Origin of the sequence: Alteraurantiacibacter palmitatis (genome assembly GCF_037154115.1) — a bacterium.
In the GTDB taxonomy this organism is placed as follows: domain Bacteria; phylum Pseudomonadota; class Alphaproteobacteria; order Sphingomonadales; family Sphingomonadaceae; genus Alteraurantiacibacter; species Alteraurantiacibacter palmitatis.
Genome location: NZ_JBANRO010000006.1, coordinates 150,771 through 169,743 on the forward strand (window position 1 = coordinate 150,771; position 18,973 = coordinate 169,743).

20 protein-coding genes and 1 pseudogene are annotated in these 18,973 nt (G+C 64.6%); 6 read left to right on the forward strand and 15 right to left on the reverse strand.

Annotation, left to right across the window (positions count from 1 at the left end):
* Window positions 1-104 precede the first annotated feature (104 nt).
* Together purS and purQ are read left to right on the forward strand one after the other, a co-directional pair.
* Complete coding sequence (gene purS / locus WFP44_RS09030) at window positions 105-344, forward strand: phosphoribosylformylglycinamidine synthase subunit PurS (protein WP_336926203.1); 240 nt, start codon at window positions 105-107, stop codon at window positions 342-344.
* Window positions 344-1,015, forward strand: coding sequence for a phosphoribosylformylglycinamidine synthase subunit PurQ (gene purQ, locus WFP44_RS09035; protein WP_336926205.1), 672 nt, complete (start codon window positions 344-346; stop codon window positions 1,013-1,015). The genes purS and purQ overlap by 1 nt, the downstream gene beginning before the upstream one ends.
* A 143-nt stretch (window positions 1,016-1,158) precedes the next feature.
* Here the strand turns inward: purQ and WFP44_RS09040 are convergent, their stop codons facing one another.
* The 6 genes from WFP44_RS09040 to glmU form a co-directional block, all read right to left on the reverse strand.
* Complete coding sequence (locus WFP44_RS09040; RefSeq protein WP_336926324.1) at window positions 1,159-3,462, reverse strand: putative bifunctional diguanylate cyclase/phosphodiesterase; 2,304 nt, start codon at window positions 3,460-3,462, stop codon at window positions 1,159-1,161.
* Window positions 3,463-3,567: 105 nt separating this feature from the next.
* Window positions 3,568-5,391: a glutamine--fructose-6-phosphate transaminase (isomerizing) gene (gene glmS, locus WFP44_RS09045; protein WP_336926206.1), complete on the reverse strand. Its 1,824-nt coding sequence runs from the start codon at window positions 5,389-5,391 to the stop codon at window positions 3,568-3,570.
* Window positions 5,392-5,407: 16 nt separating this feature from the next.
* The gene (locus tag WFP44_RS09050) at window positions 5,408-5,773 is read right to left on the reverse strand and encodes a type II toxin-antitoxin system VapC family toxin (protein WP_336926207.1); all 366 of its coding nucleotides are present in this window, start codon (window positions 5,771-5,773) and stop codon (window positions 5,408-5,410) included.
* Between the two features lie 3 nt (window positions 5,774-5,776).
* On the reverse strand, window positions 5,777-6,031 hold the full coding sequence (locus WFP44_RS09055) for a ribbon-helix-helix protein, CopG family (protein WP_336926209.1): 255 nt from the start codon (window positions 6,029-6,031) through the stop codon (window positions 5,777-5,779).
* Between the two features lie 48 nt (window positions 6,032-6,079).
* Window positions 6,080-6,391: a hypothetical protein gene (locus tag WFP44_RS09060; RefSeq protein WP_336926210.1), complete on the reverse strand. Its 312-nt coding sequence runs from the start codon at window positions 6,389-6,391 to the stop codon at window positions 6,080-6,082.
* A complete protein-coding gene (glmU, locus tag WFP44_RS09065) occupies window positions 6,388-7,752 on the reverse strand; it encodes a bifunctional UDP-N-acetylglucosamine diphosphorylase/glucosamine-1-phosphate N-acetyltransferase GlmU (RefSeq protein ID WP_336926211.1) in 1,365 nt (454 codons plus the stop codon). Before glmU ends, WFP44_RS09060 begins: the two co-directional genes overlap by 4 nt.
* Before the next feature lie 60 nt (window positions 7,753-7,812).
* Here glmU and WFP44_RS09070 point away from each other — a divergent pair, with 60 nt between their 5' ends.
* Window positions 7,813-8,496 carry an HAD-IA family hydrolase gene (locus tag WFP44_RS09070; RefSeq protein WP_336926212.1) on the forward strand — a complete coding sequence of 228 codons (684 nt, stop codon included), beginning with the start codon at window positions 7,813-7,815 and terminating at the stop codon, window positions 8,494-8,496.
* On the opposite strand, the gene WFP44_RS09075 is transcribed toward WFP44_RS09070, so the two are convergent.
* The 4 genes from WFP44_RS09075 to WFP44_RS09090 are packed head-to-tail and all read right to left on the reverse strand — an operon-like array spanning window position 8,493 to window position 11,510.
* Entirely contained in the window at window positions 8,493-8,849 is a 357-nt protein-coding gene (locus WFP44_RS09075) for a DUF2794 domain-containing protein (RefSeq protein ID WP_336926213.1), read from the reverse strand. The genes WFP44_RS09070 and WFP44_RS09075 overlap by 4 nt on opposite strands.
* Window positions 8,849-9,568 carry a serine O-acetyltransferase EpsC gene (gene epsC, locus WFP44_RS09080; protein WP_336926215.1) on the reverse strand — a complete coding sequence of 240 codons (720 nt, stop codon included), beginning with the start codon at window positions 9,566-9,568 and terminating at the stop codon, window positions 8,849-8,851. The genes WFP44_RS09075 and epsC overlap by 1 nt, the downstream gene beginning before the upstream one ends.
* A 30-nt stretch (window positions 9,569-9,598) precedes the next feature.
* The gene (locus WFP44_RS09085; RefSeq protein ID WP_336926217.1) at window positions 9,599-10,207 is read right to left on the reverse strand and encodes a P-loop NTPase family protein; all 609 of its coding nucleotides are present in this window, start codon (window positions 10,205-10,207) and stop codon (window positions 9,599-9,601) included.
* Between the two features lie 28 nt (window positions 10,208-10,235).
* Window positions 10,236-11,510: a heavy-metal-associated domain-containing protein gene (locus tag WFP44_RS09090; protein WP_336926219.1), complete on the reverse strand. Its 1,275-nt coding sequence runs from the start codon at window positions 11,508-11,510 to the stop codon at window positions 10,236-10,238.
* A gap of 69 nt (window positions 11,511-11,579) precedes the next feature.
* On the opposite strand from WFP44_RS09090, the gene purM reads away from it, so the two are divergent.
* Complete coding sequence (gene purM / locus WFP44_RS09095; protein WP_336926221.1) at window positions 11,580-12,677, forward strand: phosphoribosylformylglycinamidine cyclo-ligase; 1,098 nt, start codon at window positions 11,580-11,582, stop codon at window positions 12,675-12,677.
* Window positions 12,670-13,257: pseudogene (gene purN, locus WFP44_RS09100) on the forward strand (phosphoribosylglycinamide formyltransferase); the annotation flags it as partial. The gene purM and the pseudogene purN, both read left to right, overlap by 8 nt.
* A gap of 12 nt (window positions 13,258-13,269) precedes the next feature.
* Here the strand turns inward: purN and WFP44_RS09105 are convergent.
* The 5 genes from WFP44_RS09105 to WFP44_RS09125 all read right to left on the reverse strand — a co-directional run bounded on the left by WFP44_RS09105 (window position 13,270) and on the right by WFP44_RS09125 (window position 16,612).
* Window positions 13,270-13,524, reverse strand: a complete 255-nt coding sequence (locus tag WFP44_RS09105) for an HP1242/YdcH family protein (protein WP_336926223.1) — start codon at window positions 13,522-13,524, stop codon at window positions 13,270-13,272.
* A 132-nt stretch (window positions 13,525-13,656) separates the two neighbouring features.
* Complete coding sequence (ndk, locus tag WFP44_RS09110; RefSeq protein WP_336926224.1) at window positions 13,657-14,079, reverse strand: nucleoside-diphosphate kinase; 423 nt, start codon at window positions 14,077-14,079, stop codon at window positions 13,657-13,659.
* Between the two features lie 103 nt (window positions 14,080-14,182).
* Window positions 14,183-14,674, reverse strand: a complete 492-nt coding sequence (locus WFP44_RS09115; protein WP_336926225.1) for a putative periplasmic lipoprotein — start codon at window positions 14,672-14,674, stop codon at window positions 14,183-14,185.
* Between the two features lie 26 nt (window positions 14,675-14,700).
* Window positions 14,701-15,138 (reverse strand): DNA polymerase III subunit chi, encoded by a 438-nt coding sequence (locus WFP44_RS09120; protein WP_336926226.1) that lies wholly within the window; start codon window positions 15,136-15,138, stop codon window positions 14,701-14,703.
* A gap of 13 nt (window positions 15,139-15,151) precedes the next feature.
* Window positions 15,152-16,612 carry a leucyl aminopeptidase gene (locus WFP44_RS09125; protein ID WP_336926227.1) on the reverse strand — a complete coding sequence of 487 codons (1,461 nt, stop codon included), beginning with the start codon at window positions 16,610-16,612 and terminating at the stop codon, window positions 15,152-15,154.
* Between the two features lie 155 nt (window positions 16,613-16,767).
* On the opposite strand from WFP44_RS09125, the gene WFP44_RS09130 reads away from it, so the two are divergent.
* A complete protein-coding gene (locus WFP44_RS09130; RefSeq protein ID WP_336926228.1) occupies window positions 16,768-18,966 on the forward strand; it encodes an LPS-assembly protein LptD in 2,199 nt (732 codons plus the stop codon).
* Window positions 18,967-18,973: the final 7 nt, after the last annotated feature.

The following is an 18,973-nucleotide window of genomic DNA, read 5'->3' on the forward strand; positions in this document are numbered from 1 at the left end:
CCCGGCGGGGATGCGCGGGTGCTGCCCCCTTGCCCCTGCGGCGGGCAGACGCCATAGGCGGGGGCATTGAGTCCGATTCCATTTCGTACGAAAGTGATCCGCCCATGAAAGTCCGCATCTTCGTCAATCTGAAGCCCGGCGTGCTCGATCCGCAGGGGCGCGCGGTGCATCACGCGCTGGAGGGGCTGGGTTTTGCAGGCGTGGCCGATGTGCGCATTGGCCGCCTCATTGAAATGGATGTGGCCGACAGCACCAGCGACGAAGCGCTGGATGATATGTGCCGCAAACTGCTCGCCAATATGGTGATCGAGAATTACCGGATCGAGAAACTGGAAACGGTCTGATGCGCGCGGCTGTCATCACCTTTCCCGGCTCCAATTGCGACCGCGACATGGCGGTGGCGATCGAGAAGATTTCGGGCCGCGCGCCGCTGCGCGTCTGGCACGGCGATGCCGAACTGCCCGATGGGCTTGATTTCATCGCCCTGCCCGGCGGCTTTTCCTATGGCGACTACCTGCGTTCGGGCGCGATGGCCGCGAAAAGCCCGATAATGCAAGGCGTGATCGCGGCGGCCGCACGCGGCGTGCCGGTGCTGGGCGTATGCAACGGGTTTCAGGTTCTCACCGAAAGCGGGCTGCTGCCCGGCGCGCTGATGCGCAATGCGGGGCAGACCTTCATCTGCCGCACCGTGGCGCTGAAGGTGGAAAACAGCCAGTCGCTGTTCACCTCCCGCTATGATGCCGGGCGGGTAATCGCCATTCCGGTGGCGCATCACGATGGCAATTACTTTGCCGATGCCGAAACGCTTGACCGGCTGGAAGGGGAAGGCCGCGTGGCGTTCCGTTATGCGGAAAGCGTCAACGGCTCGCAGCGCGACATCGCCGGCATTCTCAATGAAGGCGGCAATGTGCTGGGCATGATGCCGCACCCCGAACGCGCGATCGAAGCCGACCATGGCGGCATCGATGGCCGCGCCCTGTTCGAAAGCGTATTCGCCAGCCTCAGCGTTGCCTGATTGATGCAGCGAAGGCCCGGATCAGCCTTCGCAAACAAGCCAACGACGCGAAGCGCCGCAAGGCCAAGCGGCCGCCCGCAGCGGGGGCAGCTTGCTGCCCGCCTAGCGAGGACGAAGGCCCGGATGGGCCTTCGCAAAACCAATTAAGCCGCTGCCGTATTGCGGCGCTTGACCACCAGACTGCGGGCTTCGAGCGCCCCCATGGGACGACCGAAGTAATAGCCCTGGATCTTGGTGCAGCCCATATCGCGCACCAGCGCGGCCTGCGCCGCGTCCTCCACGCCTTCGGCGGTGGTGGACATTTCCAGGCTCTGTGCCATGGCGACCACGGCATTGATGATGGCGAGGCTCTCCTGGCTCCCCTGCGCCGCGCCCTGCACAAAGCTGCGGTCGACCTTGATCGTGGAAAAGCGCAGCGTGCGCAGATAACCGAGCGAGGAATAGCCGGTGCCGAAATCGTCGAGCGCGATCGAGCAACCCAACGCCAGCACCTCTTCCAGCGTCTGGCGGGCGGTGCGCCCATCGCGCAGGAACACGCTTTCGGTCACTTCGATTTCCAGCCGGTGCGCTGGCAAGGCGGCATCCCCCAGGGCGCGCACCACGGTCTGCGCAAAGCGCGGGTCGAGCAATTGTTCGCCCGACACATTGACCGCCACCTTGATGTCTTCAGGCCAGGCCATTGCATGGCGGCACGCCTCGCGCAGCACCCATTCGCCAATCGGCACGATCAGCCGCGTATCCTCGGCCAGCGGGATGAACTTGGCCGGGCTGACGGGCCCGTGATCCTTGCTGTTCCAGCGCAGCAGCGCCTCGAAACTGACGACATTTTCGCTGCGTGCATTCACCACCGGCTGGAAATGCAACTCCATTTCCTCCTTGCCGATGGCCGTGCGCAGCGATGCTTCCAGCTTGAGGCGTTCCTGCGCATTGCTGTGCAGCGCGGGCATGAACTGGCGGTGCTTGCCGCCGCCGTCATCCTTGGCCTGATACAGCGCCAGATCGGCATTGCGCATCAGGGCTTCCACCGTTGCCCCGTCGCGCGGGCCGATGGCAGAGCCGACCGATGCGCCAATATACAGCGTGTGGTTGTCCACCAGATAGGGCTCGGAGACCGCCTTGACGATCCGCTCGGCCACTTCCTCCACATGGCCGCTGCGCGATGCGTCGCGGATCACGACGGCAAACTCGTCGCCGCCCAGGCGGCCCACCTGCTCGTTCTTGGTCATCACCGCCTGCAGACGCGCGGAAACCTGTGCCAGCAGCCGGTCGCCCACATGATGGCCCAGCGAATCGTTCACCGCCTTGAAGCGATCGAGATCGACCATCAGGAAGGCGCAGCGCGTTTTCCATTGCGCGGCATAGCGCAGCGCCTCGGCCAGCCCTTCGGTCAGCATCAGGCGGTTGGGCAGGCCGGTCAGCGTGTCATAGCGGGCGAGATAGGCAATCTTCTCGGACGATTCGCGCTCCTGCGTGACATCGGAACCCACGCCGCGGAAGCCCGCAAAATTGCCCGCCTCATCCAGCACCGGGGTGCCCGAAAGCTCCCACCAGCGGCGGCCCGCAGGCACTTCGACCTGCACCACCAGGTCGGCGAAACTTTCGCGGCGGCGGAGGCGTTCGGCAAGCTCGTGCAACGAGGCCGGCAATTGCCCGGTTTGCCAGCCCGGCCCAGCCAGCATTTCCATCAAGAGTTTGCCATCCACCTCGCGCGCTTCGCGGCCCAACGCATAGGCAAAGCGCGGGCTGGTGCCGCGAATGCGGCGCTGCGTATCGATCTGCCACAGCCAGTCGGCCTGGTGCTCTTCGAACTCGCGCAGCAACAGCGAGACGACCTCGTCCTTCTCGGCCACGCCCGCCTCAGCTATCCGCGCGGTCAGAAACATTCGGGCGTTTTCCACCGATCCGGCCACGATGAGAACGGCATAAAGCAGGCACGTTCCCGCCAGCAGGTATTCCTGCACCATCAGAAAGGAAAAGGCGCCGGTCAGCCCGCCGATCACCGCCCAGGTCAGGGAAATGACGGGTGCCTGCTTCAGCTTCACCGCCGATCCTGCGACCAGCATGGCAACCAGCATCCACAATGTCGCGTGTTCCCCCGGATCGCCAAAGGGCACGAAAACCAGCAGAGACATACTCCACACCGTGGCGAGGCCAGCAACGGACAGGCAGTGGCGGTTGAATTCCACCCGCGTCATGAGCCTGCGGTCCAGGCTGACAAGCTGCCGTTCGATGGTCAGCACATGGCCAAGCGCCAATGCCAGCGCGATCACCCAGGCGCCCAGCAAAATGGGCGACACATCATCCATGAACAGTGACAGGACGATAGCGGCCGACACCACGTGTCCGACAACGCGCACAGTCGCCGACGCAAACAGTTCGCGGTATTGCAGCACGCGCACGCGTGCCCAGTCCCCTTCGCAAGGGTCCTTGAAACCCAACACCTGCATGGTGCTGAGCCGCAGGGGTAGTCCCGGAAGTCCTGTTACATCTTCAGCCACGCATCGGGGAATAGCGCGCAAGCGTTAGCGACGCGTAAAGCGCGAGGCCCCGATTCACTCCACCGTGACCGATTTTGCCAGATTGCGCGGCTGGTCCACATCGGTGCCCTTGAAACAGGCCACGTGATAGGCGAGCAATTGCACCGGCACGGCATAGACCAGCGGCGCGATCAGCGGGTGAACGCGCGGCATTTCGATGGTGGCAAGGCAGCCCGCGCCCGCTTCTGCCAAGCCTTCAGCATCGGAAATGAGCACGATCTTGCCGCCGCGCGCGCGCACTTCCTGCATATTAGACACGGTCTTTTCAAAATGCGGGCCCGAAGGCGCGATGACGATCACCGGCACCGCTTCGTCAATCAGCGCGATGGGGCCATGCTTCATCTCGCCTGCCGCGTAACCTTCGGCATGGATGTAACTGATTTCCTTGAGCTTCAGTGCCCCTTCCAGCGCCAGCGGGAAGTCCGGCCCGCGTCCCAGATACAGCACATCGCGCGCCGGCGCGATCAGCGGGGCCATCGCCTTGATCTCGGCATCATGTTCCAGCGCCAAATTGAGGCTGGCGGGTGCTTCCATCAGATGCGCCACGATTTCGGCCTCTTCCGCCGCGCTCATCCGGCCCTTTTTTACGGCGAAATGCGCGGCGAGCGCGGCCAGCACGGCCAGCTGGCAGGTGAAGGCCTTGGTGCTCGCCACGCCGATTTCGGGGCCAGCATGGGTGGGCAGCAGCAGATCCGCCTCGCGCGCCATCGTGCTGGTGGGCACGTTCACGACCACCGCAATCGTCTGCCCCGCTGCCTTGCAATGGCGCAAAGCGGCCAGCGTGTCCGCCGTCTCCCCGCTCTGGCTGATGAACAGCGCGAGGCCCCCTGCGGGCAGGATCGGGTCGCGGTAGCGAAACTCGGATGCGAAATCGATGTCCACCGGCACGCGGGCAAAGCATTCAAACCAGTATTTGGCCACCATTGCGGCGTAATAGCTGGTGCCGCAGGCGACGATGGTGATGCGGTCCACCGCCGAAATGTCGAAATCGATCTGCGGCAGGGCCACCTGCTTTTCCAGCGGGCGCAGATAGGAGCGGAGCGTCTGCGCCACAACGGTGGGCTGCTCGAAAATCTCTTTCTGCATGAAGTGCTGATACGGCCCCTTCTCGATCGCCGCCGCGCTGGCGCCCGATGCCACCACGGGGCGATCCACCGGGGCATTGGCACCATCGTGAATCGCGATGGCATCGCGGGTGATTTCCACCCAGTCGCCTTCTTCCAGATAGATGACGGATTGCGTCAGAGAGGCGAGCGCCAAGGCGTCTGAGCCGAGATAGTTCTCCCCCTCGCCCAGCCCCACCACCAGCGGCGAGCCGAGCCGCGCGCCGATCAGCAGATCGGGATGCGCGCGGAACGCAATCGCCAACGCGAACGCCCCGCGCAAGCGCGGCAGCACGGCCGACACTGCCTCGCGCGGGGATTTGCCGGCCTCGACCTGTTCGGAAATCAGATGCGCCACGACTTCGCTGTCAGTCTCGCTTTCAAAGCGGCGGCCGCGCGCTTCCAGTTCGGCGCGCAGGGCAGAGAAATTCTCGATGATGCCGTTGTGCACGATCGCTACTTCGCCGGTCGCGTGCGGGTGGGCGTTACGGGCGGTGGGGGCACCGTGCGTAGCCCAGCGTGTATGCGCAATGCCGACAAGGCCCGGCGCAGGATTGCCCGCCACTTCGCGCACCAGATTGGCGAGCTTCCCCTCTGCCCGCCGGCGCACCAGCGCGCCATCATGCACGGTGCAGATGCCCGCCGAATCATAGCCGCGATATTCCATCCGCCGCAGGCCATCGATCAACCGGTCCGCAACCGATTCCTTGCCGACGATACCGATAATTCCGCACATTCTGGTCTGGCTTTCTCTAGAGGATATAGGGGACGCGGATGCCAGGCATTTCTGCCGGAAAATCCTTGGTATTTCGTGTAATCAGGATTGCTCCGTTCACCTGCGCGGTAGCCAGGATCAATGCGTCCATCAGCTTCATGCGGGTGCGGTGACGGATGTCTGCTGCGGCCGCTGCAATCCGCGCGTCAATCTCGACCACCTCGAAAGATGCAATCGCCGCCTGAATTTCGCCGCGCGTTTCGAGCGCCTCACCGGCAAGGATTTCGGTCCACACGATGCGGCTGATGCGATGGCGGCGATAGCGCGACAGTTCCGCCGAGGCAGGTGCCCGACCCAGCAGCCAGTCAATCAGGATATTCGTGTCGAAGAATGGGTCCGACACGGATCAGATATCGTCGTAGGGCCGCCGGTCCTCGCGGATGGCACGTTGATATTCCACGCCATCAACGATGCCGGGGCGATCTTTCCATAACCCCGCGCCGCGGGCGATCCAGTCCTTGCTACCGCCGACCGGATGCTGGCTTTTGAACGCAGCGACCGCTTCTCGCAAAACCGATGCGCGCGATTTGCCCTGCTCCGCAGCGAGCTTGTCAAGCCAGCGGATGTCCTCATCAGGAAGGTCGGCAAGGATGCGGGTCATTATGATATATTGATATCATATCATGATATCATGTCAAGCAGGTGCGCGTCAGTGCGGGAAATTGGTGTCCACAAAGGTATAGGCGAACTGCACCGGATCCGCTTCCTCCCCCGCTTCCGCTGCAAAGCGCGCGCGACCCTTGTCCCAGACTTCGGCAATCGCACCTTCCATTCCTGCGGGGAACTGCATCCGCGCCGCCACGATCTCGCGCCAGCTTCCGGCCTCGCCAAAGATGTGCCGGAAATGCGGTTCCGCGGCCGCTAGCCAATCCTCGTTCGCCCGGTCCAGCGCGCCGATGGCCGACAGGACATAGGAATCGAGCAGGCGCAGAAACGGCTTGCCTTCGTAGCGGTCGCTCATTTCTTCAGCCCCTCTTTCTTCTTCTTCATCGCGTCATGGAACCGGTCGGCCCAGCCGGGCTTCACCAGTTGTTCGGCGCGCACCATGCGCAATTCGCCATCGGCCACATCGCGGCTGACCGCGCTGCCCGCCGCCACGATCGCATCGCGCCCGATCGTGACCGGCGCGATCAGCGCGGAGTTGGAGCCGATGAAGGCCCCCTGCCCGATCACCGTCCGGTGCTTGAAATAGCCGTCGTAATTGCAGGTGATCGTGCCCGCGCCGATATTGGCCCCGGCCCCCACGGTGGCATCGCCCAGATAGGTGAGGTGGTTGGCCTTGGCCCCTTCGCCCATAGTCGCGTTCTTGACCTCGACGAAATTGCCGACTTTCGCACCCTTTTCCAGCACCGCGCCGGGCCGCAGCCGGGCATAGGGGCCGATTTCCACGCCGGGGGCCAGCGTCGCGCCTTCCAGATGCGAAAAGGCGCGGATGCGGACATTGTCCGCCACCGTCACACCTTTGCCGAACACCACATGGGGTTCCACCAGCACATCTGCGCCCAGCACGGTATCATGGCTGAAGAACACGGTTTCGGGCGCGATCAGCGTGGCCCCCTTGGCCATCGCCTTGGCGCGCATGGCTTGCTGAAAGCGCATTTCCGCATCGGCCAGTTCGGCGCGGCTGTTAATGCCCGCCACCTCATCCGGATCGCTTGTCACCACCACCGCACAGGGGACATCGGCGGCGATGGCGATATTGACGATATCGGGAAGGTAATATTCACCCTGCGCATTGGCATTGCCGACCTTCTCCAGCAGCGTGAAGAGCACATCGCTGCGCACCGCCATCAGGCCCGAATTGCACAAGGGGCAAGCGCGCTCCTCGTCGCTCGCATCCTTGAATTCGACCATCTTCACGATGCGGTCGCCTGTCGCCAGCACACGGCCATATTGCCGCGCGTCCCACGGCTTGAAGCCCAAAACCACCGCGGCGGGCGCGTCCTCTGCGTGCAGGCGTTTCAGCATCGCCATCATCGTTTCGGCGCGCACAAAGGGGACATCGCCATACATGATGAGGACATCGCCCACAAAGCCATCCAGCGCGCCCTTCGCCTGCATCACCGCATGGCCGGTGCCCAATTGCGGTTCCTGCACGGCATAGGCGACACAATCGCCCAGAAACGCCTGCACCTGCTCGCGCGCCTCGCCCACTACAACCACGCTGCGCGCCGGGCCGATGCGCGCCACTTCGTCCAGCAGATGCGCGATCATCGGCTTGCCGCCGATTTCGTGCAGCACCTTGTGCTTGGCACTGTTCATGCGGGTGCCCTTGCCTGCTGCAAGGATCACGGCGGCAACCGGGCGTTCAGCTTCCATCATGCGCGCTTCAATGCCACCAAATCATTGCGGATTCCACTCAGGCAGGGCAGATCGGCGGGGATGACATCAATTCCCTTTCGCATCGTCGGCTTTGATCTGGACGGAACGCTGGTCGATTCCGCGCTCGATCTCGCCCCCGCAGTCAACCACGCGCTGCGCGCCGCCGGGCGGCCGGAGGTGAGCCTGGAGACCACGCGATCGCTGATCGGCGGGGGCGCGCGGCGGATGCTGGAACGCGCGCTGGATGTCACCGGCGGCGCGGTGGAGCCGGCGCATTTCGAGGATCTGCACGAACGCCTGCTGGAACATTACACCGCCAATATCGCCGCCAACACGCTGCCTTATCCCGGCTGTCTCGATGCGCTGGATTCGCTGGCGGCGGGAGGGGTGAAGCTGGCGGTGGTCACCAACAAGGCGGAGGATCTGGCCCGCCTGCTGCTGGGCGAACTGGGGCTGACGCCTCGTTTTGCCAGCATCATGGGCGGCGACACGCTGGGCCGCGAACGCGCCAAGCCCGCGCCTGACATGATCCACGAGACCGTGGCCCGGCTGGGCGGCGGAGCCTTCGCAATGGTGGGCGATTCGACCTTCGACGTGCTGGCAGCGAAGAATGCTGGCGTGCCGGTGGTGGGCCTCTCCTTCGGCTATCACGACGTGCCGCCGCAGGAATTGGGGGCGGACGTGCTGATCGACCATTTCGACGATCTGGCGGGCGCGCTGCGGCGCCTTGGGTCTGCCGCCTAATTCTCCACCGCCTTCATCAAGCGCCGTTCGACCGGGGCCAGCACGCCCGACAGATCGTGCCCGCGTTTGAGCACCTGCCCGTGTTCGCCAAACAGCGCCCACATCCCCTGCCGGTTGCGCAGCGCGGGGCGCTTTTCCAGCCGCATCTGCGGCACATCGGCAGTGCGGCGATAGGCGGCAAAGACCGCGTAATCCCTGGTGAAATCCATCGCGTAATCGCGCCATTCGCCTGCGGCAACCATGCGGCCATACAGGTCGAGGATGCGCGTCAGTTCCACCCGGTCGAAACCGACCTGCGCGGGAACATTTGGCCGGGGAAAAGGAACAAGCGTGAAATCGCCCGCTCCGCTCATCAGGCGGCGTTCCCGGTCTTGCGGCGGCGCGTGGGCGGCGCATCAGGGGCAGAGGCGGCGCGCATCGCGGCCAGTTCCGCCTTCAGCTCGGCCAGTTCGCGCTCCAGCTTTTCAACCCGCGCTTCCGCCCCGCCGCGCAGTTCCTCGCACGGCTCGTCACACGGCGTGCCATAGGGGATGAATTCGCGCAGCCAGGTTTCCGCCGGCACCAGCGTGGATCGCGCCTTCAGGCCGATCATCGTTGCCCCTTCGGGCACATCGTCGGTGACGACGGCATTGGCCCCCACGCGCGCCCGTTCGCCCACGGTGATGGGGCCGATCACCTGCGCGCCCGATCCGATGATCACATTATCGCACAAGGTCGGGTGCCGCTTTCCGCCGACGCCGTTGGTGGGGTTGGTGCCGCCCAGAGTGACGCATTGGTAAATGGTCACATTGTCGCCAATCTCTGCCGTTTCCCCGATCACGGTAAAGCCGTGGTCGATGAACAGGTTGCGGCCGATCTTTGCGCCGGGATGAATGTCAATCGCAGTCAGCCAGCGCGACAGGTGATTGATGAAACGGGCAAGGAAATAGAGCCGCCCTTCGAACAGCCAATGCGCAAGGCGGTGAAATGCCATGGCCCAGACACCCGGATACAGCAGGATTTCCCAGCGCGAACGCGGGGCAGGATCGCGGGCACGGATTGAATCCAGATAGCTGATCAACCGGTCGAACATCTTACCCCCTAGCTTTCCACCAAACCTGCATCAAAGCAAGCGCGGCTCGTCCGGGCCGTGCAGCGCTTCCAGCGCCGCGCGCCAGATACCGGGCGAAGGTGGGGATTTTCTTTCCAGAGACAAGCGGTCGATCATCGCCACCAGCGCTTCCAGATCGGCAGCGGCACGGCCCGCACGCGGAACCAGATAGGCGGCGGCATCGGGCCCCAGCGCCAGCCCGCGCTCTGCCGCCATCGACAGCAGCAATTCGCCCGCCATGGCATCATCGGGTTGTCCAATTTCCAGTTGCAAGGCCGCGCCCAGCCGTGATCGCAGATCGGGCAGCGCGATATCCCACGGCGGCTGCCCGCCAATGATCAGCAGCGGGGTGCCGCTTTCCTGCGCGCGGTTCCAGCGGTGGAACAGCGCGTCCTCGGCAAGGCTGTTTGCATCATCCACCGCCTCGCCCCGCCCGGCAGCGGCGAACCAGCGCGCCAGCAGGCTCTTGCCCGAACGCGGCGGGCCGGTGAGAACGGCGGTGTGAAAGGGCCAGCTTTCCGGATGGGTCAGCGCATCGGCCACATGGGCATTGGCCGTGCCGATCACGATGCGGGCCGGCCCGGTTCCGGCAAGCGACAATGGCAAAGCAATCTGTGACATGGCAAAGTGCCGGAGGCTTTACGCCCGATCAGCGCGAAATGGCGAGCGCATTATTGCCCACCGTCACTTGCCAGCCCGCTGCGCGCAGGGCTGCGGCCAGATCCTGCAGGCTGCCCGCATAATTCACCTGCACCACCGAAGTGCCGCCAATCGCCGTGCTGGAAACCGACAGGCCGCGCACCCCGCCCACACTGCGCAAGCCAGTCAATGTGGCGTCGAAACTGCGTGCATCGGGCGTAGCGGCCTGCACGGTGATGGCGCTGACCGTGGGCGCCTGCACCGGCTGCGTGCCAGCTTGCGCACCGTCTGCGGGCAGCGTCAGCTGCGGATGCGGCGCATCTGCGGTTGCAGAGACTTCGGCTGCGCGCGCCCCTTCGATCAAAGCGCGGATTTCGGGGCTGATCTCGATATTGTCGAGCGTCAGGGTTGGATCGGGTCGCAGCGTGCCATCGGCCAATGCACGCTGGAATATCTCGTCAAATCGGGCCACCGCGCGGCGCAGCATATCGGGCAATTGGGCGGGGCCATCCGCGCGCATGGTGAATTGGGCAAGGAAGCGGTTGTCCGGCCCGTAACGCGCGGTGAAATGGCCGGTGATCGGGCCGCCGGGCCACGAATGTTCCAGCCGCGCCACGGGCACAAGCACGTCGGCGGCACTGAACTGATCGAGCACGCTGTTCCACCACGCACGGCTGCGCCGCCCGGTCTGTCCGAATGTCAGCAGCAGTGATTCGCCACCTGCGCCCGATGGCCGCACATAATCCACCGTGGAAGAGCCGAACTGGTATTCGGCCCAGGCGCGCTGCCACGGATTGCGGTATTCGAACATCGTCGCGCTGCCGCCGGTCAGCATCACCGGCAAGGTGAGCATGGGGGCCGACCGCGCCCGCGCCCCGCCCGCGCCCAGCAAAGCGCCCGCACGGCTGCGGTCAAAAATGACGCCAAGCCGCGCGATATAGCGGCGCGGGCCAAGCCGTTCTTCCTCTATGACAATGGCCGAAACGAGGCCTTGCAGGCGCGAATCGGGAATATCCGGCCCGTCAATCCGCGCCCAGGCCACGCGCTGCGCCTCCAGCCAGCCTTTCTCGCGCGCGTCCTGCGGATTGTCGCCGGTGACGTTCACCTCGATCCCCGTCACCTCGATGTCGGTGGAACTGGCGACCGGGGCGATGCCGCGCTCGCCCGAAACCTGCGCCCACAGGCTGGCTGCACCCAGCACAGCCAGAACCAGCAGCACAGGCGCGGCAAAGCGCCAGCTTAACGGGTGCGATTGCGGGTGAGAGGGGCTGGCAAGGGTCTGCATCGGGGAAATCGCGGCCCTTCTGCCCAAAGGCGAGTGGAAATCCAAGCAGGAATGCGCCATTGGCCGTGCATGACTTCGAACTCATCTCCTTACACCTACGAACAGGCGGGTGTCTCGATCGATGCGGGCAACCGGCTGGTGAAAGCCATCGGCCCGCTGGTGAAGGCCACCGCCCGCCCCGGCGCCGACGGCGAAATTGGCGGCTTTGGCGGCTTTTTCGATCCGCGCGCGGCTGGCTATAAAGACCCGCTGCTGGTGGCCGGAAATGACGGCGTGGGCACCAAGGTGAAGCTGGCCATCGACCACGACAGGCACGACGCGATCGGAATCGATCTGGTGGCCATGTGCGTGAACGATCTGATCGTGCAGGGTGCAGAGCCGCTGTTCTTCCTCGACTATTTCGCCACCGGCAAGCTGGTGGGCGGCGTGGCCGAACGGGTGATCGCGGGGATTGCGGAAGGCTGCAAAATCGCCGGCTGCGCGCTGATCGGCGGGGAAACGGCGGAAATGCCGGGTATGTATGCCGCCGGGGATTACGACCTTGCCGGTTTCTGCGTGGGCGCGGTGGAGCGCGGCGAGCAGTTGACGGGCGAGCGCGTGGCGCCAGGCCATGTGCTGCTGGGCCTTGCCTCCAGCGGGGTGCATTCCAACGGCTATTCGCTTGTCCGGCGGCTGGCGGCGGACAGGGGCTGGGCCATGAATCGCCCGGCGCTGTTCGATGCCGACCGGCTGCTGATCGATTATCTGATCGAACCGACGCGCATTTATGTGAAAAGCCTGCTGCCGGTGATCCGCGCAGGGCATATCGATGCGCTGGCGCATATTACCGGCGGCGGCCTGCTGGAAAACGTGCCGCGCGTTCTGCCCACCGGTGCCCATGCGGTGATCCACGCCGATAGCTGGGAATTGCCGCGCCTGATGGCTTTCCTTCAAGCGCAGGGCAATATCGAGCCTGCTGAAATGGCGCGCACCTTCAACACCGGCATCGGCATGGTTCTGGCCGTCAGCGGCGAGAAGGTCGAGACCGTCACCGCGCAATTGACGGCGGCGGGCGAGACCGTGCACCGCATTGGCGAGATCGTGGAAGGGCCCAAGGGCTGCACGGTCAAGGGTTCGGTCGAAACCTGGTCGGCCAAGGCCGCGTGGGAAGCCACGCATAATGCCTGAGGATACGGCGCCGCGCCCAAAGGCGAAGGTTGCCTGCCTGCTTTCGGGCAATGGCACCACCATGTCGGCGCTGCTGTTCGCCTCCAAACTGCCGGGCTGCCCCTATGAAATCGTGCTGGTGGCGAGCAATGTGCCCGATGCGCCCGGCCTTGGCATTGCCGCAGCGGAAGGGATCGCCACCTTTGCCCACAGCCATCGCGGGATGGAACGGGAGGCGCATGAGGCGATCATGGATGCAGCGCTCAGGGCGGCGGGCGCGGAATATCTGGCGCTGTGCGGCTATATGCGCGTGCTCACCCCCGGCTTCGTTTCCGGGTGGGAGGGGCGCATGGTCAACACGCACCCCTCGCTGCTGCCCAAATACAAGGGGCTGGATACGCACCAGCGCGCCATTGACGCGGGCGACCGCTATGGCGGCTGTTCCGTCCATGTGGTGACAGCGGAACTGGATGGCGGCCCCGTGCTGGGGCAGATGCCGGTGGCGATCCTGCCCACGGACACCGCCGACAGCCTGGCACGCCGCGTCTTGCTGGCCGAATACCAGCTCTATCCGCGGATGTTTGCCGATTACGTGGCGCGCCGCTGATTCCGGTCAGACCGCCGCAGCGCGGGCCTTGGCGATCATCGGGCTGATTTCGTCAAGCAGAGCAAGCCGCTTCTTCTTGAGCATTTCGGTGCGTTCATCCGACGCCGCCTCGATCTCGCTTTCGATCCGGTGAATTTCGCGGTTCAGATCGTGATAGGCATCGGCCAGCTTGGCAAAATGCGCATCCTGCGTTTTCAGGGCGTGAATGGCGGCGGCATCCTGCGGAAATTCGGCGGCGAGTTCGTGCGGGGTATGCGACATGGGCTGATCCTTTGTGGCCTTTGGTTGCAGAGCCAGCCTAGCGGTCGGGCACGCCAAATCCTTGCGCGCAATCAAAAACCCCGCCGGATTGTGGTCCGGCGGGGCGCATGATCTTGCAGGCTGGCAGGCTAATCAGCCGACGATTTCTTCCGGCTTGAAGAAGAAAGCGATTTCGATCGCGGCGTTTTCGTCGCTGTCCGAGCCGTGGACCGAATTGGCTTCGATCGATTCGGCCAGTTCGCGGCGGATCGTGCCGGGTTCGGCGTTGGCGGGGTTGGTTGCGCCCATGATGTCGCGGTTGCGCTTCACGGCGTCTTCGCCTTCCAGCACCTGCACCACCACCGGGCCACTGGTCATGAATTCGACCAGTTCGCCGAAGAAGGGGCGTTCCTTGTGCACGGCATAGAAGCCTTCGGCCTGTTCGCGGGTCATGCGGATGCGCTTGGACGCGACGATGCGCAGGCCGGCTTCTTCCAGCATCTTGGTGACAGCGCCCGTCAGATTGCGGCGGGTGGCATCGGGCTTGATGATCGAAAAGGTGCGGGTAACCGCCATGGGACATTCCTTGATTGCGTTGTAATCGGGCAAGGCGCCTTTCGGTGCCTTTCGGCCCGCGCCCCTAGCGCCCCTGCCCGGATTGGGCAAGCAGGCCGTGCGATCAGCTGCCCATCCCCACGATCAGCTGGCCGCTGGTGCCATCGCCATTGGGCGAGGCGCTGAAGCTGAAGGTGCGGCCGTTTGCCCCTTCGCCGTTGAGCATCACACTGCCGTTGACAGTGGCGTTCATGCCGATGGCAATCCCGGCCGCCTCCGCTTCGCGCCGGTAATGCGCGGCCAGGTCTTCGGGCGTGGCGCTGCTGTGCACCGTGATCATCGAGCCGGCCCCGTCATTGGCGTTGATCACCATGCTGGAGACGACCGTCGCGCCGGGGTAGAGCGAGAATCCGGCGGGAAAATCCGCCGTGCCGCTGCCCGAATTGGCCACCACCGTGCTGCCATCCTCGGCGGTGATGGTGACATTGGTTTCCTCGCCCGACTGGTCGACATCATAGGCGACCTCGCCATCCTCGGTCTGCACCGTGCCTTCATTCGATGATCCGCAGGCCGCCAGCAGAAGCGTGCCGCCCAAGACCAGTGCCCGTTTACGCATCGTCCATCTCCTTGTGGAGCAAGGTTTTACGCCTTGCGCACCCACTTGCCACCCTCGATCTCGAAAAATTCGCGGGTAACTTCGGTCTTGCCGTCAAAATTGCGCCAGACGGCGCGCGCCGATCCCCGCGCGTTCTCGTCGAACAGCAGGATGACGCGGGGGAAGGCGGCGGCCTCCTCGCGCCATTGCCCATCGGCCAGCGCGACCACTTCGGCTCCGTTGGCATGGGTGCAAATGTCCGCCAGCAGCACGGGCTGGCGCGCATCGTGCGGCCCGCCGGCAAAGCCGTGCGCAAGGAACTGCTCGGGAAATTGCTCCCACAGTGCCTTGTCCAGCGCGGCGAGCTGTGCGTCATCGCCCGACACGACCAGCAGGCGCTGCCCCTGCCCCAAAGCCGCGCGGGCGATCTGCGGCAGGACGCGCTCAACCGGCTGATCGCCGTGGAGGTAGAAGCCGAGGCGCATTATCGCAGGCCGGTCACCCCTCGCACGTGTCGCGCACGAAGCGGTCGATCAGGCGCACGCCGTAACCCGTTGCGCCCTTGTCCCATGTCGCGCCCGGCTTGTCGGCCCAGACCATGCCGGCAATATCGAGATGCGCCCATTCGACGCCTTCCTCGACAAAGCGCTGGAGGAACTGCGCCGCGGTGATCGATCCTGCCCAGCGCCCGCCGATATTCTTCATGTCGGCAATCGGGCTGTCGATCAGCTTGTCATATTCGGGCGAAAGCGGGAAGCGCCACAGCTTGTCGCCGCTCGCTTTGCCCGCCGCCAACAGCTTGTCGGCCAGCGTGTCGCTGTTCGAAAACAGCCCCCCATGTTCCATCCCCAGCGCCACGATCATCGCGCCGGTCAGCGTGGCGAGATCAACCATGACCTTGGGCGCGAATTCTTTCTGCGCGTAAGTCATGGCATCGCACAGCACCAGCCGCCCTTCGGCATCGGTGTTGATGACTTCGACGGTCTGTCCACTCATGGTGGTCACCACATCGCCGGGGCGCTGGGCATTGCCGTCGGGCATATTCTCGACCAGACCGCACACGCCGATGACATTGGCCCTGGCCTTGCGCCCGGCCAGTGCCAGCATCGCGCCCGCCACCGCGCCCGCGCCGCCCATGTCCCATTTCATGTCTTCCATGCCGGCTGCCGGCTTGATCGAAATGCCGCCGGTGTCGAATGTGACGCCCTTGCCCACGAAAACGGTCGGCGCCTCGCCCGCCTCGCCGCCCAGCCATTTGATGACCAGCAGCTTGGGCTTCTTGACCGAACCCTGCGCCACGCCCAGCAGCGCGCCCATGCCGAGCTGGCGCATCTCGTCCTCGTCCAGCACGGCGATTTCCGCGCCCGTACCCGCCAGCCGCGCCTGGCAGCGTTCAACGAAGCTTTGCGGGAAGATCACATTGGCCGGTTCCGCCACCAGTTCGCGGGTAAACTCCACCCCGGTGGCGATCGCCTGTTCCACATCCCATGCCGCGTCCGCGCCTTCGGGCGCGCCTGCCACCACCACTTCGGCAAGGCTCTTTTTCTGCTCGTCCTTCAGCTTCGTGCGGTAGGCATCCCAGCGCCAGCAACGCAGCCGCAGGCCCAGCAGCACGCTTGCCACCTCCTCTGCCAAAAGCGCGCTGCCGGAAAGGTCGAGCACCAATTGCGTCTCGCCCGATGTCAGATAACGCGCGGCGAGTGCAGCGCCCGCCCGCTCAAGGTTCGCGGCACGGCCATTGCCCTCCGCCTTGCCAATTCCGGCCAAGGCAAGGCGAGTGACCACGCCATTGATCTCGGCAAAGCCTTCGAACACCTGCGCCGTTTTGCCCGAAAAGCGGCTGGCCTCGGCCCCCTGCACGATCGCCACCGGCAAGTCGGCCGGCAAGTGATCCTGTTCCACCAGCCGCGCCAGCAGGCGGGGGGATTGGGGAAGGCTGGCGGCAAAGGTAATCTGCATGGGTTCTCCGATGATCCGATTGCGGGAAGCGGCGGGCGGTTGGCGCGCGCGCAAATGCTGGCGTTGCAGTTAAGCACGGGTGGTGCGATAGGCAAGCCATGCTCCCCCCCCCTTCGTCCCTTTTGCCAGCCCGTCTGCCCGGTGATCGCAAGGCCATGGCGGCAGTCCTGCTGGCAGGTGCGATGATTCTGTGTCCGGCACTTGCCGCGGCGCAGGACAGCCCCCCCACGCAGGCCAGTGCCGAAGGAGAACGCCGGATCGCGTTCGAAGCGGACGCGCTGCAATACAATAACGAAACCGACACGGTCACCGCATCGGGCAATGTCCTGGCGCGGTCGGGCGACGAATCGGTGCGTGCCGAGGCGATCGTCTGGAACCGGCAAACGGGCGAGATCGTGGCCGAGGGCAATGTGCGCCTGGTCGACCGCGACGGGAACCAGTTGTTTACCGACCGGGTGGAACTGACGCAGGAATTGAAGGCGGGCACGATGGCCAATCTCCTGCTCGCCTTCCGGCAAGGCGGGCGCCTGGCCGCCGATATGGCGGCACGCGACGAGGCGGGCAATATCGTGCTCGACATGGCGGTCTATTCATCCTGCGCGGTGGTGGATGCCGAAGGGTGTCCGCGAAACCCCAGCTGGCGCGTCACCGCGCGGCGGGTGCGCTATGATGCGGAAACCGACCGCATCCATTTCGAAGGCGCGCATCTGGAACTGTTCGGCCGGCGCATCCTGCCGCTGCCGGGCCTTGTCATCACAGCCGATGGCAGCGCGACATCGGGCATCTTCATCCCGGATGTCGGCATTACCGCGTCCAACGGGCTGGAAATCACCGACAGCTTCTATTGGCGCATTGCCGACAATCGCGACCTGTTGCTGACCGGCTATCTTTACAGCTCCGCCGCACCGATGGTGTCGGCGCAATACCGCCAGTTGAACGAAAACGGCGCGTTCCAGGTCACGACCTACGGCACCTATTCGCGGCGCATTGGCCTCAATTCCACCGTGCCGGTGACCGAAAGCAGCCTGCGCGGATATATCTTCGCCAATGGTCGCTTCCAGCTCGACCCGAACTGGAGCGTGACCGGATCGGCGCGGCTGGCGAGCGACCGCACTGTCTTGCGCCGCTACGACATCACGCGCGAAGACCGCCTGCGCTCGACAGTGAATATCGAGCGGATCGATGCCAACAGCTATTTCTCACTGGCGGGCTGGGCCACGCAGGCGCTGCTGGTGCCGGTGGATCAGGGGCAGGTGCCGCTGGCGCTGCCGCTGCTCGATTACCGCCGCCGGCTGGAAGACCCGGTGGCAGGCGGCCGCGTTGACCTGCAATTCAATACGCTGGCCATTACCCGCGCCGAAGGGCAGGACACGCAGCGCGCCTTTGCCCGCGCGCAGTGGGATTTGCGGCGAATCACCCCGCTTGGGCAGGAAATCACGCTGACCGCGATGGCGCGCGGCGATGTGTACAATTCCAATCAGAACGGCCTCACGCTCACCCCCAGCTATCGCGGGCGCGAAGGCTGGCAATCGCGCGCCGTGGCGGCGCTGGCGGTGGATGTGAAGTGGCCGTTCATCGGTGAATTCCTGGGCGGATCGCAGATATTCACGCCCCGGGTGCAGGCCGTGGCCACCCCCAACACGCGCAATCTGGCGATTCCGAACGAGGATTCGCGCGCGATTGACCTCGAAGACTCGAACCTGTTCGCGCTCAACCGCTTTCCGGGATATGACCGGGTCGAGGATGGGGTGCGCCTGACCTATGGCCTTGATTGGGAGGCCAGTTTTCCCGGATGGCGGCTGGAGACGACCTTCGGCCAGTCCTACCGCCTGTCGGACAAGCCAACCATCTTTCCCGATGGCACAGGGCTGAACGAACAATGGTCCGACTTCGTGGGCCGCACCACCGTGCGCTACCGCGACCTGCTGAAATTCACCCACCGCTTCCGGCTGGACAAGGACAATCTGGCCGTCCGCCGCAACGAGATTGATGCAACCTTTGGCAATGACCGCACCTATGTCGAAGTGGGCTATCTGCGGCTCGACCGCAATGTTGACCTCGCTTTCGAGGACTTGCGCGACCGCGAGGAACTGCGCGTGGCAGGGCGCGTGGCCTTTGCCCGCTATTGGTCGGTGTTCGGTTCCGCCGTGGTCAACATGACCAACCGCGAGGAAGACCCCACCTTCCAGGCCGACGGATTCCAGCCGCTGCGCACACGCCTGGGCATTGCCTATGCCGATGATTGCCTGGAAATGGGCTTCACCTGGCGGCGCGATTACATCGAACTGGCCGATGCGCGCAGCGGCAATTCGTTCCGCGTGCATTTTGCGCTGCGTAATATCGGTTTCCGGTAAGCGGTCG

Excerpts from the sequence above, each read along its gene's own strand:
- WFP44_RS09090 (WP_336926219.1), bottom strand. The coding sequence starts at position 11,510 with ATGCAGACCCTTGCCAGCCCCTCTCACCCGCAATCGCACCCGTTAAGC.
- glmU (WP_336926211.1), bottom strand. The coding sequence starts at position 7,752 with ATGATGGAAGCTGAACGCCCGGTTGCCGCCGTGATCCTTGCAGCAGGC.
- glmS (WP_336926206.1), bottom strand. The coding sequence starts at position 5,391 with ATGTGCGGAATTATCGGTATCGTCGGCAAGGAATCGGTTGCGGACCGG.
- purQ (WP_336926205.1), top strand. The coding sequence starts at position 344 with ATGCGCGCGGCTGTCATCACCTTTCCCGGCTCCAATTGCGACCGCGAC.
- WFP44_RS09115 (WP_336926225.1), bottom strand. The coding sequence starts at position 14,674 with ATGCGTAAACGGGCACTGGTCTTGGGCGGCACGCTTCTGCTGGCGGCC.
- WFP44_RS09085 (WP_336926217.1), bottom strand. The coding sequence starts at position 10,207 with ATGTCACAGATTGCTTTGCCATTGTCGCTTGCCGGAACCGGGCCGGCC.
- purS (WP_336926203.1), top strand. The coding sequence starts at position 105 with ATGAAAGTCCGCATCTTCGTCAATCTGAAGCCCGGCGTGCTCGATCCG.
- WFP44_RS09040 (WP_336926324.1), bottom strand. The coding sequence starts at position 3,462 with ATGCAGGTGTTGGGTTTCAAGGACCCTTGCGAAGGGGACTGGGCACGC.
- epsC (WP_336926215.1), bottom strand. The coding sequence starts at position 9,568 with ATGTTCGACCGGTTGATCAGCTATCTGGATTCAATCCGTGCCCGCGAT.
- WFP44_RS09105 (WP_336926223.1), bottom strand. The coding sequence starts at position 13,524 with ATGTCGCATACCCCGCACGAACTCGCCGCCGAATTTCCGCAGGATGCC.
- WFP44_RS09125 (WP_336926227.1), bottom strand. The coding sequence starts at position 16,612 with ATGCAGATTACCTTTGCCGCCAGCCTTCCCCAATCCCCCCGCCTGCTG.
- WFP44_RS09070 (WP_336926212.1), top strand. The coding sequence starts at position 7,813 with ATGACATCAATTCCCTTTCGCATCGTCGGCTTTGATCTGGACGGAACG.
- WFP44_RS09075 (WP_336926213.1), bottom strand. The coding sequence starts at position 8,849 with ATGAGCGGAGCGGGCGATTTCACGCTTGTTCCTTTTCCCCGGCCAAAT.
- WFP44_RS09055 (WP_336926209.1), bottom strand. The coding sequence starts at position 6,031 with ATGACCCGCATCCTTGCCGACCTTCCTGATGAGGACATCCGCTGGCTT.
- ndk (WP_336926224.1), bottom strand. The coding sequence starts at position 14,079 with ATGGCGGTTACCCGCACCTTTTCGATCATCAAGCCCGATGCCACCCGC.
- purM (WP_336926221.1), top strand. The coding sequence starts at position 11,580 with ATGACTTCGAACTCATCTCCTTACACCTACGAACAGGCGGGTGTCTCG.
- WFP44_RS09060 (WP_336926210.1), bottom strand. The coding sequence starts at position 6,391 with ATGAGCGACCGCTACGAAGGCAAGCCGTTTCTGCGCCTGCTCGATTCC.
- WFP44_RS09130 (WP_336926228.1), top strand. The coding sequence starts at position 16,768 with ATGGCGGCAGTCCTGCTGGCAGGTGCGATGATTCTGTGTCCGGCACTT.
- WFP44_RS09120 (WP_336926226.1), bottom strand. The coding sequence starts at position 15,138 with ATGCGCCTCGGCTTCTACCTCCACGGCGATCAGCCGGTTGAGCGCGTC.